The organism is Pseudomonas sp. GW823-FHT06E10 (assembly GCF_058794995.1).
In genome coordinates this window covers 134,253-149,393 of record NZ_JBXAHJ010000010.1, presented here as the reverse complement: position 1 = coordinate 149,393, position 15,141 = coordinate 134,253, and the positions used below count along the sequence as shown (strand labels likewise).

Sequence of the window (15,141 nt, the reverse complement as noted above, 5' to 3'; positions counted from 1 at the left end):
CGTTCTCTGGCTCCGACAGTGTAACAACGCTGCTCGGAGCTTTTACAGCAATCAGCTTTTACCACTTTTTAGCAGTTGACAACTTCTCTAAACTCTTTTTGGTCTAAGGAACTATTTGACGCATCCGAATGGAAAGCACTAGCATCCGCCCCGCTTCAAACAACTACACACAAAACCATCTGGCAGCTACCGAGAGGAATGCCTATGACTTGAACATGAAAAAGGAGAACGATCCATGAGCAATGCGCACAAAGAACAACAAGCTATCGCCCTTCGCAAAGAAGGTATGTCCATCGCCAACATCATGACAGCGACCGGACTGAAAGAACGCAAAGTCAAAGATTTGATCAAGGGCATCGCCAAGGTGTCACCAATCAACACCCCGCTCGCCAAGGCAGTGGAGCGAGTGTTCCAGCTAGCTAAGAGGCAGCACGGCATTCGTGACTATGAGCTACGCGACATCATGCGCGATGAGTATGGCAGCAAGTGGGATACCAGCACTGGCAAGTACGTTAGCAGCTACAGCCAGAACGACATCAAGTATGTGCGGGAGAAGGTACGCATCCGGGCAGCACAGGAGGATTGCAATGTCCTGTTCACACCTGATTGGGTTGACGAGGCAGCACCGACTGCTGGACGTGAGTATCTAGAAGCTGCTGCCAAAGACCTGATGCACAGGATTGAAAGCTACGTTCTTGAGTACATGGAACTCCACGCCACACGCTGGACAGAAGACAGTGAAGAGGCCGCCCTTGCTCAAGCCAAGCAACACTACGCCGCGAAACACTACCTGCTGAAGTTGGCAGTCAAAGGTTATGGAATGGAACCGCTGGCCGTATTGTTGGAACGCTCGCTTGTCCTGACTGACTTGCTTGAAGGTACACCAGATGCATCCATGAGCAGTGTTGACGCGACTAGTGAGAAACTGGACTACTACCCAGAACCTAGATGCACAAACCCGTTCCTAGACTTCGTTGAGTCGCAAGGCTGGCTAAAGGAAGTGGAACACCGGCTCATCTGATGCCCAATCCCGAATGTCCGGGAATTCCCACCATGTCTAAGGGACCGGACATCGGGCACGTTGAGGGGTTGAGGAGCAGAATTTATTACGGCGGGATAAGAGCGAAGCGAACGACTGTTAAAGCGTAAGCTTTGAATAGAATATTCTGTGGTAGTAACCACAGGCAAGGTGTTAGAAAGACAGGAAAGAAGAGAGGGGACAAGATCCCCTCAAATAAAAAATCATGATCTTGAAGAATAACTCTTCTGTCGTTACGACAGGAAATAACTATTCTGTATTCACAGAAGAACATCAAAGGCGGGTGGACTTCGTTATCCCACCTCTTGAAGAGCATTCGCCTATCGGCTCACTTGCGGACATGTTCTGTATGTGAGAGTTACAAGCTCCAGAAGTCATTACTGATTGACGCAATCAGATGTCAGCAATCCTCTGTGTATGTTTACACAGAATACAGTTGGTGAACATTCGGAAAAGGAGTAACGAAGTTAATCAAATACAGGTATTCACTTCCCACCGTTGACGGTGAATCCAACAACTTCATCAAACCCTTGATACCTAACCAGTGTCGAGGGTTTTTATTGGCTGTAGTATTTACAACACTCGACAGTTATCAGGAATGGTATCAGGTTGCCGCTATCCACATTCAGTTCCAGATGAAAGACCAACATGGTCGCAAACACTGATTTTATATGGGCTCAGTACTCCATTGGTTTAAACACAGTCGCAGCTTTATCTGCAATTTCGTTTCGACTGAATGCAATCCGGTTGAATTTAAGAAGAATAATCCAAATGCAGCAGACGCTGGGTAACCACCCATCACAAACGCCGTACAGATTTCCTCACAGGGTGTTGGCGTTAACCATGACCTGAATGTCGATCTTGCGACAGGTGCCGATATACGTCATTCAGTAACGTCTGAGCTACGATCTTTGTTCACTCATCAAGGATGACCACTCATGTCAGACAACCACGCCGCAATCGCTACCGCCGACGTATTAACACTGTTGCTGCACAACCAGCACGCGCTTGCCGCAGCAATCGAAGAAGTTTCTTTGTGGGTTAAGTCAGCAGGTTCGCCCGGTGTGCACGACAATGCGATTGCCGCATTGGAAACCATCGACAGAAATGCATCTGCCATCACTACCGCTATCAACCAGTTACGTCAATGTTGATCGTGTTCAATTGGGTACACCCTATGACCACTGGTCTGGTGAATACAGAAAGGTGTATTCATAGGGTTGCTTTCAGTCTGATACACAGGCAAAGTGTAAACCTCTAGACCCTATGACTACAGAGGCACACCAAATGGTTGACGTTGCGTACATCCGAGTTTCATCCGCTGACCAGAACACCGACCGTCAACTTGACGGCCTGACCTTCACCAAGACATTCACAGACAAAGTGAGTGGTGCCACAACAGAACGTCCCCAGTTACAACAGATGATTGAGTTTGTGCGTGAAGGTGATGTTGTCCATGTGCATTCGATTGACCGTCTTGCTCGCAGCCTTCAAGACCTGCTGAAGCTGGTAGAACAGATCAACGCTAAAGGTGTGTCAGTCAAGTTTCACAAGGAGTCTCTTGAGTTCACTGGTGAAACGAATGCCAGTCAGAACCTAATGTTACAGGTGATGGGTGCTGTAGCTGAGTTTGAACGCTCCATGATCAAAGAGCGTCAACGTGAAGGCATCGCTAAGGCAAAGGCCAAAGGGGTTTACAAGGGACGCACCAAGGCGGTATCCAATGATGATATCCGTGCTTCCATTGCTAGTGGTAAGAGCTACAGAGTCGCTGCTGAGTCCCTTGGTGTATCACTGTCGTCTGTTCAACGTGCCATGAAGGAATAGCACTTGGTAATAGGTTTGCACCAATGACCGTAAAGCGCATTGTTGAACGTCTTGGTCTGACTTTTCCTGTAACGCCATCAGAGCAACGATAAACGCCAAGTGCGTGCCGTGCACTCACATCAAGCTAAAGCAGCCTATACGCGATCATGGGAAGACTCAGGGGGATTTCATGAACAACTTCGCCGGGCGGCATGTCTGAAAGTCCGTGGCATTAATTATGTCGGATCAATATCCAGAGATAACCACCACCGGATTCTGGTCAGTGAACATACGGATTCGACTTGGTTTTCCCGATTCTGAAAAATACATGGTTGGGTGTTCACAGTATTCAAGGTGTTCACAATGTTCACTCAAGGTCACCCAGTCCAACCAACTTCGGCGGTCAAATGCATGAGATGAATATCTGAGGGGGATACAGTACACCGCAAAGTCCTAATTGGAATTAATCCAAAAGCTACGAAAAACGATTGACCGCCGTTATTTTGATTAATCAACCTGCTGTGCGGGATTAATTTTATGATCGTACAATTCTTGATAATCCATAAACTTGTTCATTCTCAACGCCATCAACGGCGATTCATCATACATGCGTTTCAGTGCCTCAAATACTTTTAGAAACACAGTGTCATAGTGCTTTTCAGAACCGGGCAGTCGAGTTATAGAACCAAGAGCGAGCAACGATCGTGCATAGTTCACGAACTTGAGCGAGCCTAATGCCTTGAAATAAGCATAAAACTGGTCAACGGTGTAAGCACTGAGTAATTCGAGTTCTTCGTCCGGGATTCTCTTTCCATGAAAACTATCAACAAGCTCATCGAGACTCCAAACCTTGCTTGCATCTTGAAAATACTGTTCAAGCTTCTCAGTTACATACGGATTTTGAGGTAGTTTGTACATGTCATTTCGATGAGCAATAGAGCGGTTTGCACCAAGAACTTTAAAGTATTCGTCAACAATTGACCTGCCACGTTCTTCTAAACCAGCAGCAGTGAATATTTCAAGAATACCATCAATCTCATAAGGACTTGCGGCATCACCAGATTCAATAACGGCTTTTTCGAACAGGTCCAATAGGTCTGCATCAGGAAGCGACAGGTCATAATGAAATACGTTCCAAGCGTCACTGACTATTTTTCGTCTCTGGTTCTTTTCGACAGTGTCAACAATGGAGTCAATAAGTGGTATTAAAGAATTCGAATCGGCATAACCATTTTTGACAAGCTTTATGATCTCTTTCGTGAAGTCGTCGGCTTCACCATACCCGTACTCGCGAAAAAAATTATCCTTTGCAAATTTTTTGTCTGCAATAGCTTTCTGCTCAGCAGTCAGTTCTTTATTATCTGTCGGAAGTAGAGACCATCCGCCCTTATACTTTTCCAAGTCTTCAATATTAACTACTTTTTCAGAACCTGAGTATTTTGCATAGATTGCTAGTGGGATAAGTTTCGTTGAATCATCGAGGATTTCATCAGGCTTGCCATCTACATAAGGTTTGATTAGGTTGGCGAAATATCTAACTTTACGCAACAACCTAATGTTGTTCATTTCTAGCTTCTTAATGTTCTCCACGATTTTCTTTTCGTACAGTTCAGTGGTGCTGAAAACTACGCTCGCAGCTTCATCCAAGGTCGGTGCATATCTGACCTCGTAATCGAACACTTTTTCACTGAATGTGAAGAACTCATCGTCTTTCTGCAACGATCCTTCATTCAGGATCAGGATGACTGAGCAATCTTTTGACTCGATCAGATTAGAGATTAGACCAAGGACATCCCGAGCCGACAAGGCATTACCACGGCGTTCAAAGTCGTCAATGCAGATGATGGTATCTTTAACCAGTGCATATTGAATTGAATCAATTATCCCGCCAAAACCACCAACGAATGGAATTTTAGCTTCTTTTCCTTGACTGAATATTTTTCGCCACACACCAGTTGCGTCACTGAATTCAAGTTTTTTTATGTTTTCAATAACAGATTCTTTGGTGGTCACGCTTCCCGCCTTGTCGGTAGGAACGGAGTTTTCAAAAATAGACCGCTTTAGGTCAGATAAGGAATTAAGACCAAACAATGAGACATAAGAATACGTCTTACGAACAAATGACCCACGTTGATTCTTGATAACTTTATTCCAGAGATGGGTTTTTCCAGTACCCCACTCCCCTTTAAGAACTATTGCAGAACCTGTTTTGTGAACAGCAAAATCAGTAAGAGCCTTTTCAACTTGAGCAATAGACATGCAGAACCTCAGTACTTACCAATTTGTAGGGTGTCTCCTGAAGTCGGTCCCGATTAAATCCGTTAGACCAACATCCATTGTTGTCTTCACCGATTTCGCCACGCGTTTGAACAGTTATATCCAACTAAGATTCAGGCATACGGGAAAAACTACATGCGTGAACATTCACCAATAAAGTTACGGATTGAAATATTTGAATATGAACACTACTAGAGAACTAAACGCGAGCAAATAAGGTGAGACAAGATCAAGCGTCTCTCGATATTTAATCCAAGCCTCTATCCTATATCTCATCTCGGCACGCAACAGCTTGCGAAACTCCGCCTTACTCCAACCCTTACTATATACATTTAACTCAATATATTCAGTGCAACTGTATTCCCCATAGTAATCATGTGTTCTTGTTGATGGATATCCAATACTCCTCTTTAAAAATCCTGTCTTCTTATATATAGGGCATTCTATTCCAGGCTCATCGCCACCATAAACATTAATCTTCTTCCCTAGCAAGCCTCCTGCCGACTCGGCTTCCTGATCATAGTAGAAAACCTCTCTATCATTTAGCAATCTCCCCGACCAAAAATTAAATAGTTGAGTATGATACTTTTCCGAATAAGCATAGTACCTAAACATACAGGACAGCACGGCGAGCACCAATAAATATCTCAAGCCAACATGATTTGTAAATTCTATCTTAAATATAAAGGTATTAGCCTCCTTGATTTCCGCCCCGCTTACAACTAGAGCCAGCAACAATAGTGAGACAAACATTAAGGCTCTGCGCTTGGACTTGAACCCTGCATCATCGTCCATAGCACTTCTGAATTCATCTACAGTCATGTCAGCTTTTTCTGTCATGGCAATCCTTTAAACTTAGTCCCATGCGCAAATTTCATAAACCCATCATTGATCAACTGACAAAGCCAACTAATACTGCTGGACTCGAAAGGATCGAGTTTATTTTCTATCTAGCATGAGACTTATGCTCAGTTTCATGGCGCGGAATTTTGAATGGCATCTGGATCTATAAGCCTCGACTCACCTAAAAACAGCCTTCCAGTAATCAGATAAGGTCGTAACTTTCTTAGTCGTCTATAGTAGGCAAGTAGAACTCGAAGTTGGTGTAGGGGGTCCACATTCAGATATGCAAAAGACGCTCTATAGTCTTCCCATTGCATCAGTCGAAAAAAGAACTCAATTAGTTCATTGAGACGAGTTGTCACTTCTGGAGTTAGATTTGCAATAGCAGGGTTGCGCTCATCATCGAATCCAGAGATCCTATTATCCTTGAAGTATCTATAAACACCTGCATAATATTGTTCGAGAGCAATATAAGAATCATCGTTTTGGACCTGCAATGCGGATATTTCAATCCGTCTGGCGAGTTCTGGCAGCAGGTCGAGCTTTATATGTCCCGGCGAGTTAAAGCGCATTTCAGTAACTTGCGCTCGGTGTATCGAGGGAGTCACAGCATTGAGACCCGTGAACAGATGTACTGCGCTAAACCCCCCTGTCCAACTGCCGGCCAAGCGACTCAGAGCACCCCTTACAGCACTACGATCCAAGTGCTCTAAGCCGTAGTGAAATGAATACAACTGCTGGTAGGTTTTCGGGATGACTGATATGTCGTCAATATACATATCTCCATCAAGACCCAAAAAATACTCTTCGCTAACTTCTTCGGCCAGTTTTGCGGCAGCTTGAGTTGCAATCGCTGGGACCAAATATGAATCTTGGTCAGGCAAATATTCTTGAGGTAGGTTTTGCCACGTTGTTTGCTGTATTGAGTTTCTTCTATTGGGGATTGATCCGGTATGAAAAATAATTAGCCACTCGGACTCTTGATACACCGCAAGAAGAGTTTTTTCTTGCTCAAGATAATCCCTCAGCGACTTTCGTTGAATTGGAATTACACACCATCTATTTCGGGTTTCAGTGCAGTCCAACCATGCATACAATAAATCGTTACCAAACTCCCCTTTGTACAAACTTAGTAATGGCCCTTCGAACTCGATAAGGTCAGCATTCCAAGAGTGCTTAGAAAGAACTTTTGGTTCGATCTTTGGACCAACGATTCGAGGAAAGGTCATGGTATGGCTCTCAAGGCCGATATGCTGTTCTGCACAGCACCTGCCGCAAATGGGTGTAAATCGAAATGACCGTAGCGATCAACCGAGGTACATGCACCGTCCGCCGGGGTTATTGATACGTTTGCGGCATACCCGCCGAAGATTTTTCGGGCTTTAGGGAAGCTCTTTTGGACACCCTGAAATGCGCTAACGCTCTGATCGTAGGAGCAATGCATGGATAAACCCCAGCATGAGCACTTTTCAGCTGGATCGGTTGCCTTGAGCAGTCTTGGCGGATTGCGGATACCGACAGGAGCAAAGCACTGTGTGCTCACCGGGTTGGCGACCCACCTCCAAGCATCCCTTTGAGTTGGAACAGATCCTAGAGGCGGGCACTGGAAGCCATTTGTACATAACTCAGTTAATTGAGCACTATACGTATACGACATGAAAGTCCTTTTTACGCGTCAAAATTCTGCGTCAAATATCATCGCGCCATCATTTCACAAATAACACACGTTAGAAAGCTCGCTCAAACACCAGATCTATCGGACGAGTCGCAGTGAAAGAACCATACCAATCGACTATTGACTGAGCAGATGTGCTGGGTCGATTTAATGGCGGAACAAAACCTCTCACATGTTCATCTGGTCGAGCAATGTCGCCATACCGCTGGGGATTTTTACCATCGCCACCACGCGATTGGACATCAATTGCCACACAGTTTCAGGTAGGTGTGTGAGCGGTTTCTCTCCCCCTGACGATCAGTCACCCACCGAAGATAAAAGGCTCTTTTATCAGGGTAATGCCGTACTCACCGTGGGTGATCATTTGGTGCACATCGATTTCCGCTGCCGCAAGCCATTCCTTCCAGATGTTATCGATATCTTCCGAACATTGCCTCATGAAGTCGGGGTTGAGACAACCGTCCCACGCCCCGTATTGGGCTGAGCACACCGGGTGCGGTGGCTTTCGTAGAAAGCGGTCTTGATTACTCGTCCTCTTCCTCATCATCCTCTTCATCAGACACAGAGGCAGCGTTCTCATCGACGTAGGACTCACACCCTTGATTGAATGATGCTGACGGCGTGCTACATGACGATTCGTCGTCAACATCGTTTTGCTCAGCCCAGTCATACCCCGCCTGATGCCCTGAGCAGTCGTCGGTGCACTCGTAACCGTCAAACGTAGCGGCAGTCGCCGATGCGCTTCCCAGTAGCAGCACTATTGCAAATAGCATTTTCATTGTGGAGCTCCTTGTGCGCTTCGACCTTGCCCCTGACGAGGGATGACCCGACAACTACAATCCCAGCCGCTCACCCTGCGTGGACAATGCCCATCTTCGCTGGATGTCAGTGCGTCACGCAGAGTGAGCCCCGTCATTATTTTTCTGGCTGGCGTACAGATCCCCCCCACCCCATGCAAAGTCCGTCAGAAACGGGACATGGGGTTGTGTGGAGAGCGGTCTTTCTGAAGTCACCTAGCTAGTCTTCGTAACTGGTCTTGATACCAAGTTGCTGGTGTATCACCGTCAACGCGTCATACACGTATCGCACATGATCAGGTTTTGCACCATTGAACGCCGGGCTTGCCTCCCACTCTCTCGCGTTCACATTTAGTGAATAGGCGATGTGGTTCAGGCTTCGTGCTGCTACGGTGATTCCGGTTTTCTTGGGTAAGCGGAAGAGCAATCTCGCTGTACGGTAGAACATGATCGTGGCAGCAGCGGAGACTATCTCTGCCGAATGATCAGATATTTTTCCCGACAACTCATCATCGACGGCTGCATTGGTAATCTTGGCTTGATGCCTAAGAATTGTATTGGAAAGCCGAGCTAGTGCGGCTCTGAACGCTTGTACGGGCTCAATCACCATCTTGAGTACGTATTGTCCGAGCAGGAAAACAACAACTCCGATCAGGGTCGGGATTACAAAACTCATGGACATCCCTCAATAGAAGCTAGGCATTTTGCAAGGCATGTTACCGGCTGCTGTGGCTGCCTGCCATCACGTCACTGGTTTGCCTTGGAGGCGAATCCGTATGTATTTGAGTCCGGCTGAAGGGGCATGGATTCTGTGTAAAGCGATCTGGTCATTCGCAAGGGTAGGCTTCTTGGATGTCACTCAGTCCTATTCGAAGCGATGTACCTTACACAGCCTCTTTAGGCTGCCCACTTTGAGAATGTGCTGGGGGTGTCCGTCCAGCGTGGGCTGGCTGAAGTCTTCGCCTGTCTTAATCTGAGTGACCACGTTCTCGACCTGAAGCGCATTCCCACGAGCGAAGGCAAGTCGGTACTCTGCCTGATCGATGTAATTGGTCGTCTTCCGCATAACCATCCGTTCAGGCACCGCCCACTCAGCCAGAGGCTCTGTTTCCGGCGAGTAGTAGTCCACCGAGTCGTGCAACAAACGGCCTTGTTTCACCCATTTGCGAAGCCGCAGTGCTGACCGGATTTGAGCAATCAGGTATGCAGGCTCTGCAATCTCAACGCAGACATCAGATTTGAACTCCCTTGCCAGCTCAGGCGAGAACACCTTACTCATACAGAAGACGAAGATTTCACGGTCACGAACGGTTGATTCGAACGTCCCGTGGAATTGCGATGTTTTGCCAGTTGTTGTGTTCGTCAGTTCGAGGCCACCCACCGGCTTGAATACTCGCTTGCCTTCATGCGGATCACCGCGAACCTGCATTTCCTCGTAGTTGCTGTAATACGAAAGCGAGCGAAAAAGCACCTCGCCTCTGCCGACGAACCCGTCCAGATACTTGGAAGAAAGGTACTTGTATAGAGGTTTCAAGGTGCCACCTGATGGTGCTGAAATTGACGAGGGACCCTACTGAATCGCAGGGATGATGCCCAATCGTGCATTGACAGCCTGTTACTCACTTGAAAGGCAATCATACGCCGAATGCGGATGCGTTAAACTTAGCGAAGTCTATCAGCGTAGGAGAACGCTTTGTCCAGTGCGTGGAATATCAAAGAACTGAGAGATTACATCATCGCAGACTGTCCGAAGGATGCGGAGCTGATGGTTGAGATTGCCAACTCACTAGGCCGCTCTCGTCACATCTACGATTACCACAAATGCCTTGCTCGTGATGCGTTTGCGGCTTTCGACGTTAAAAATGACCCGAGCGGGGTGGAGTTCGCCAAGCATGCATTTGGCTGTGTCGAGGATGAAGACATTCTGTGGCGAGCAGGGATTGAGAGCGAAGCCAACCTAATAGCTTGTATCGGCATAACGCGCAATTCGTTTGATAGCTTTGGTCAACTAGTGAACGGTCTTGTAGTACCCACTCCCTGCAAGGGTAATTTCTACATCCACCAAGTAATCAACGCACTCCCAATCGGACAACTCAAAGACCAATTGAACTCTGCTGTCTCGTCGCACTGGTTTGAATATATAAACGCTTTTATGAACACTGTTAAGCATCGACAACTCATTACCCACAACGCATCCTTTTCGTTCATCGATGAAAACCGGGGTGGCAAGATTCGCGGGTTTGATCACAAAGGCAAACATCATCCGGCGTGCTGGGTTCGGGAAGTACTGGAGGGGACTGTAGAGCTACAGAATTCGCTTGTCTCCTGTGGCCGATCACTCAATCGCCTTTACCTTACGGATGCCGCCTGATAGCTCGTTTGGGTTTTAGATGCACACAAGATAATTGTCGCCAAGGCTGCACCACTTAGGTGTACCTAAACGCTGTCACACTTTGAGTTTTTTTGACTGATAAATCCTTGTAAAATCAAGGATTTAGAGATAGGTGGCGACCCCGCCAGCCACACCCCGGCACACAACGTCACCGCTGTGGCTAGCCGCCATCACATCACACGCTCACCAAGACCTCTCGACAACACAACACCCCACTCCCCTCCTGCGACATATAGAAGAATCACAGGTCAAAACAGGTCTTGTAGGCGTTCACATTGCCCAGTGTGAACGAACCCTATATTTTGTGAACGTTCTGCATGAAATCCAGACAACAAAAAAGGGCCCACCTTTCGGTGAGCCCTTCTAGACCGCCCAGCAGAGCGGATTTTGTTTGGTAGGCGCGATTGGACTCGAACCAACGACCCCCACCATGTCAAGGTGGTGCTCTAACCAACTGAGCTACGTGCCTGCTGTGAGGCGGCATTCTACGGAATTCCGGAGGGGTGTCAACACCTTTTTTCGCGCTAACCCTATGAATATGCAAAATATTTAATTTTGCCCGTACAAAGAAGATTTTCCGGGTGCTGGCGGGCGATTTTCAACTCGGGTAGGATCAACGCACTCGTAAAATATATTAAACAGAGGCTGTCGGATGGCTAACACTCCCTACCCAGAATCCTATTACGCCGCATCGGCCAATGCGGTTCCACCGCGCCCGGCGTTGCAGGATGACGTGGAGACCGATGTCTGTGTGATTGGCGCCGGTTATACGGGGCTGTCCTCTGCCCTGTTTCTGCTGGAGAACGGTTTCAAGGTCACGGTGCTCGAGGCGGCCAGGGTGGGTTTCGGGGCGTCCGGGCGTAATGGCGGCCAGATCGTTAACAGCTATAGCCGCGATATCGATGTCATCGAGCGCACGGTCGGTCCCAAGCAGGCTCAGTTGCTGGGGCAGATGGCGTTCGAGGGTGGGCGAATCATTCGTGATCGGGTCGCCAGGTACAACATTCAGTGTGACTTGAAGGACGGTGGCGTGTTCGCCGCGATGACCACCAAGCAGATGGGTCATCTCGAATCCCAGAAGCGCCTGTGGGAGCGTTTCGGGCACACTCAGCTTGAGTTGATGGATCAACGCCGCATCCGCGAAGTGGTGGCTTGCGATCAATACGTCGGCGGGATGCTCGACATGAGTGGCGGTCATATCCATCCGCTTAACCTGGCGCTGGGTGAAGCGGCGGCGGTCGAGTCCCTGGGCGGGACAATTTATGAGCAGTCGCCGGCCATACGCATCGAGCGCGGCGCCAGCCCGGTGGTGCATACACCGCAGGGTAAGGTCCGGGCCAAATTCATCATCGTCGCCGGCAACGCTTATCTGGGCAATCTGGTGCCGGAACTGGCCGCCAAGTCGATGCCTTGCGGCACGCAGGTGATTACTACCGAGCCACTGGGTGAAGAACTGGCCAAGACATTGCTGCCTCAGGATTACTGCGTCGAAGACTGCAATTACCTGCTCGACTACTACCGCCTCAGCGGCGACAAGCGTCTGATTTTCGGTGGTGGCGTGGTGTATGGCGCGCGGGATCCGGCGAACATCGAAGCGATCATCCGGCCGAAGATGCTCAAGGCCTTCCCGCAGCTCAAGGACGTGAAGATCGATTACGCGTGGACGGGCAACTTCCTGCTGACCCTGTCGCGCCTGCCCCAGGTCGGACGCCTGGGCGACAACATCTACTATTCCCAGGGCTGCAGCGGCCATGGCGTGACCTACACGCACCTGGCGGGCAAGGTGCTGGCCGAAGCCCTGCGCGGCCAGGCCGAGCGTTTTGACGCCTTTGCCGACCTGCCCCACTACCCGTTCCCCGGCGGCCAGTTGCTGCGCACACCGTTTGCGGCATTGGGTGCGTGGTATTACGGATTGCGGGACAAGTTCGGGTACTAAGCGACACGCAATACATTGTGGGAGCGAGCCTGCTCGCGATATCGGTCTGGCAGCCAACGAATGTGTTGGATGTTACGACCTCATCGCGAGCAAGCTCGCTCCCACAATGATTTTTTGAATACCCGCAGATGTTGCGTACACCCGCTCCCACAGGTTTTGGGGGTTAGAGACGATCTCGTGGGATACCGCTTCGAATCCGCAAGATATCGGCCAGTACCGCCAGCGCGATCTCTGCCGGCGTCTTGCTGCCCAGGTTCAGCCCGATGGGAGCATGAATCCGCCCCAACTCGACATCCCCCAGACCACCGATGCGCCGCAACCGCTCGAAGCGCTTTTGCGAGGTCTGCATGGAGCCCATCACACCGATGTAAAACGCGTCGGTGCGCACTGCCTCCATCATCGCCAAATCGTCGATACGTGGATCGTGGGTCAACGCCACCACCGCCGTGTCGCTGTGGCAACCGCCGTCAGCGATGAACACCGACGGCAGTTGACGGCGAATCTCCACATTTTCCAGCACGACGCCTTCGAGCACTTCGTCCCGCGGGTCACACAGAATCACCTCGAACCCAAGCCCCACGGCAAACTCCGCACAGGCCTGGGCGACACTGGAATACCCCGCCAGCAGCAAGCGCTGGGCCGCGCCGACGCGTACACGCACCCGGTCGATTTCACGCTCGATACGCACACCCTGCTCACGATCATCGAACAGGCTGCGCACACCACTTTGCAGATCCACTTCGCGGATCAACCGACGTCGGCCCAACAGCGCCGACTCCAGCTCCCGCAGATGCGCTTGTACCTCGCAATCGGCATCAAGCTTCTCGACCAGTACATCCAGCACCCCGCCACAGGGCAGGCTGACGCGTGAGCGTGGATCGTCGCCTTCGCCGTAACGAACAACGCAAACTGGCTCCAGAAACGCGCCCTCGGCGACTCGTTCGAGAAAGTCTTCCTCGACACAGCCACCGGACAGCGAGCCAATCCAGTGCCCATCAGCGTTCACCGCCAGCAGCGAACCCGGTGCGCGCGGTGCCGAGCCGTAAGTGGCCAGCACCGTACACAGCCAGATGCGCTGACCGGCCGCCGACCACTCCAGCGCCCGACGCACCACTTGCAGATCCAGATGCTGCATATCAGTGGGCCTTGTGCTCGAGCGGCGGCGCATCGGCCCGCAACTTCTGCACGTCGTTCACTGCCAGATCATTCGGCTGACCACCCCAGCCCTGACGCAGGTAGTTCAGCAGGTCCGTGAGTTGTTCGTCATTCAGCTTATCGACAAACCCTGGCATCGGTTGCATGTGTTCGAATCCGGAGAACTTCTGCTCACCGATACCGTCGTCGATCACCCGCACTAGGTTGCGCGGATCTTCCAGGCGCAGCGTGGTGTTGCCGCGCATGGCGACGGCGATGTGCGGTTTGCCCTCACCGCCCGGCGCATGGCAACCGGCGCAGACATTCAAATATTCCTGACGGCCACGCTGGGCACTCGGGCTCAGTTTGTCCAACGGCACTTCGACGAGCACTTTCGCCGCAGGCGGCTGATCGCCGAGCAGGAAAGTCGCCATCGCCGCCAGATCCGGATCGCTGAGGCCCTGGGTGCTGTTGTGGAACACCGGGAACATCTCGTTGAACATCGTGCCCTGGGCGCTCATGCCGTGTTTGAGGAACGAGCTCAGGTCCTGATGATTCCAGCCACGGGCCGCCAAGTCAGTGGCCAGCAGGCTCGGTGCCAGATAACCATTGAGAATGCCGCCGGTCATGCGTTTGTCCATCTGCATAGCACCGGGCAGGCCGCGCGGGGTGTGGCACTCGCCACAGTGCCCCAGCACGTCGACCATGTACTGACCGCGCTTCCAGGCTTCGCTTTTGCCTTCAGCCGGTTCCAGCTTCACGTCCTTGCCGTACATCATGTTCCAGCCCATCAGGCCCAGGCGCACGTTGAACGGGAAGCTCAGGCTGGTGACCGGTGCCGCGCGTTCGATCGGCTCGACGGTTTTCAGGTAGGCATGAATCGCGTCGGAATCTGCACGCGGGATCAGGTGATACGAGGTGTAGGGCATCGCCGGATACAGGTTCGCGCCATCACGGCGCTTGCCTTCGGTCAGCGCGGCGAAGAACTCGTCATCGTTGTACAGACCGATACCGTGCTCTTTGCTCGGGGTGATGTTGGTGCCGTAGATCGTGCCGAACGGCGACACGATCGGCAGGCCGCCCGCGTACGGCGCGCCACCCGGTGCGGTGTGGCACGCCATGCAGTCGGCGGCGCGGGCGAGGTACTCGCCTTGCTTGACCTGCGCATCATCGGCGTGAGCTGCCACCACAGGCGCAGCCAGACCAACCGCCAACGCCAGGCGGCTAAGTAGAAGCTTCATG

At 50.6% G+C, this 15,141-nt stretch carries 13 protein-coding genes and 1 tRNA gene; 5 read left to right on the top strand and 9 right to left on the bottom strand.

The genetic code is table 11. The annotated features are described in order from the left end of the window. Positions 1-235: 235 nt before the first annotated feature. The 3 genes from AC1Q6Y_RS17785 (at position 236) to AC1Q6Y_RS17775 (ending at position 2,866) form a co-directional block, all read left to right on the top strand. On the top strand, positions 236-1,021 hold the full coding sequence (locus tag AC1Q6Y_RS17785; protein WP_492624897.1) for a hypothetical protein: 786 nt from the start codon (positions 236-238) through the stop codon (positions 1,019-1,021). 956 nt (positions 1,022-1,977) lie between these two features. After that, positions 1,978-2,193: a hypothetical protein gene (locus AC1Q6Y_RS17780; protein ID WP_492624896.1), complete on the top strand. Its 216-nt coding sequence runs from the start codon at positions 1,978-1,980 to the stop codon at positions 2,191-2,193. Between the two features lie 133 nt (positions 2,194-2,326). Continuing rightward, positions 2,327-2,866: a recombinase family protein gene (locus AC1Q6Y_RS17775; RefSeq protein ID WP_492624895.1), complete on the top strand. Its 540-nt coding sequence runs from the start codon at positions 2,327-2,329 to the stop codon at positions 2,864-2,866. 486 nt (positions 2,867-3,352) lie between these two features. On the opposite strand, the gene AC1Q6Y_RS17770 is transcribed toward AC1Q6Y_RS17775, so the two are convergent. From AC1Q6Y_RS17770 to AC1Q6Y_RS17745, 6 genes are all read right to left on the bottom strand, one after another. Then, on the bottom strand, positions 3,353-5,104 hold the full coding sequence (locus tag AC1Q6Y_RS17770; protein WP_492624894.1) for a P-loop NTPase fold protein: 1,752 nt from the start codon (positions 5,102-5,104) through the stop codon (positions 3,353-3,355). A gap of 177 nt (positions 5,105-5,281) precedes the next feature. Further along, positions 5,282-5,962, bottom strand: coding sequence for a hypothetical protein (locus AC1Q6Y_RS17765; RefSeq protein ID WP_492624893.1), 681 nt, complete (start codon positions 5,960-5,962; stop codon positions 5,282-5,284). Between the two features lie 134 nt (positions 5,963-6,096). Continuing rightward, positions 6,097-7,194, bottom strand: a complete 1,098-nt coding sequence (locus AC1Q6Y_RS17760; protein WP_492624892.1) for a DUF6575 domain-containing protein — start codon at positions 7,192-7,194, stop codon at positions 6,097-6,099. A gap of 970 nt (positions 7,195-8,164) precedes the next feature. Beyond that, positions 8,165-8,419: a hypothetical protein gene (locus AC1Q6Y_RS17755; protein ID WP_492624891.1), complete on the bottom strand. Its 255-nt coding sequence runs from the start codon at positions 8,417-8,419 to the stop codon at positions 8,165-8,167. 238 nt (positions 8,420-8,657) lie between these two features. Further along, a complete protein-coding gene (locus AC1Q6Y_RS17750; RefSeq protein WP_492624890.1) occupies positions 8,658-9,113 on the bottom strand; it encodes a hypothetical protein in 456 nt (151 codons plus the stop codon). A gap of 189 nt (positions 9,114-9,302) precedes the next feature. Then, a complete protein-coding gene (locus AC1Q6Y_RS17745) occupies positions 9,303-9,971 on the bottom strand; it encodes a hypothetical protein (protein WP_492624889.1) in 669 nt (222 codons plus the stop codon). A gap of 159 nt (positions 9,972-10,130) precedes the next feature. Between AC1Q6Y_RS17745 and AC1Q6Y_RS17740 the strand changes: the two genes are divergently transcribed. Beyond that, complete coding sequence (locus AC1Q6Y_RS17740) at positions 10,131-10,808, top strand: hypothetical protein (RefSeq protein WP_492624888.1); 678 nt, start codon at positions 10,131-10,133, stop codon at positions 10,806-10,808. A 413-nt stretch (positions 10,809-11,221) separates the two neighbouring features. On the opposite strand, the gene AC1Q6Y_RS17735 is transcribed toward AC1Q6Y_RS17740, so the two are convergent. Further along, positions 11,222-11,298: transfer RNA gene (locus tag AC1Q6Y_RS17735), tRNA-Val, on the bottom strand. A gap of 183 nt (positions 11,299-11,481) precedes the next feature. Between AC1Q6Y_RS17735 and AC1Q6Y_RS17730 the strand changes: the two genes are divergently transcribed. Further along, positions 11,482-12,765 (top strand): NAD(P)/FAD-dependent oxidoreductase, encoded by a 1,284-nt coding sequence (locus AC1Q6Y_RS17730; RefSeq protein ID WP_492624887.1) that lies wholly within the window; start codon positions 11,482-11,484, stop codon positions 12,763-12,765. A 163-nt stretch (positions 12,766-12,928) separates the two neighbouring features. On the opposite strand, the gene AC1Q6Y_RS17725 is transcribed toward AC1Q6Y_RS17730, so the two are convergent. Both AC1Q6Y_RS17725 and AC1Q6Y_RS17720 read right to left on the bottom strand, forming a co-directional pair. Next, the gene (locus AC1Q6Y_RS17725) at positions 12,929-13,900 is read right to left on the bottom strand and encodes an XdhC family protein (protein ID WP_492588566.1); all 972 of its coding nucleotides are present in this window, start codon (positions 13,898-13,900) and stop codon (positions 12,929-12,931) included. Between the two features lies 1 nt (position 13,901). Beyond that, a complete protein-coding gene (locus AC1Q6Y_RS17720) occupies positions 13,902-15,140 on the bottom strand; it encodes a cytochrome c (RefSeq protein WP_218496545.1) in 1,239 nt (412 codons plus the stop codon). Between the last annotated feature and the right edge of the window lies 1 nt (position 15,141).

What these genes read in the sequence shown, in the direction of transcription:
- AC1Q6Y_RS17785 (WP_492624897.1), top strand. Translation starts at nt 236, where the DNA reads ATGAGCAATGCGCACAAAGAACAACAAGCTATCGCCCTTCGCAAAGAA.
- AC1Q6Y_RS17780 (WP_492624896.1), top strand. Translation starts at nt 1,978, where the DNA reads ATGTCAGACAACCACGCCGCAATCGCTACCGCCGACGTATTAACACTG.
- AC1Q6Y_RS17775 (WP_492624895.1), top strand. Translation starts at nt 2,327, where the DNA reads ATGGTTGACGTTGCGTACATCCGAGTTTCATCCGCTGACCAGAACACC.
- AC1Q6Y_RS17770 (WP_492624894.1), bottom strand. Translation starts at nt 5,104, where the DNA reads ATGTCTATTGCTCAAGTTGAAAAGGCTCTTACTGATTTTGCTGTTCAC.
- AC1Q6Y_RS17765 (WP_492624893.1), bottom strand. Translation starts at nt 5,962, where the DNA reads ATGACAGAAAAAGCTGACATGACTGTAGATGAATTCAGAAGTGCTATG.
- AC1Q6Y_RS17760 (WP_492624892.1), bottom strand. Translation starts at nt 7,194, where the DNA reads ATGACCTTTCCTCGAATCGTTGGTCCAAAGATCGAACCAAAAGTTCTT.
- AC1Q6Y_RS17755 (WP_492624891.1), bottom strand. Translation starts at nt 8,419, where the DNA reads ATGAAAATGCTATTTGCAATAGTGCTGCTACTGGGAAGCGCATCGGCG.
- AC1Q6Y_RS17750 (WP_492624890.1), bottom strand. Translation starts at nt 9,113, where the DNA reads ATGAGTTTTGTAATCCCGACCCTGATCGGAGTTGTTGTTTTCCTGCTC.
- AC1Q6Y_RS17730 (WP_492624887.1), top strand. Translation starts at nt 11,482, where the DNA reads ATGGCTAACACTCCCTACCCAGAATCCTATTACGCCGCATCGGCCAAT.
- AC1Q6Y_RS17725 (WP_492588566.1), bottom strand. Translation starts at nt 13,900, where the DNA reads ATGCAGCATCTGGATCTGCAAGTGGTGCGTCGGGCGCTGGAGTGGTCG.
- AC1Q6Y_RS17720 (WP_218496545.1), bottom strand. Translation starts at nt 15,140, where the DNA reads ATGAAGCTTCTACTTAGCCGCCTGGCGTTGGCGGTTGGTCTGGCTGCG.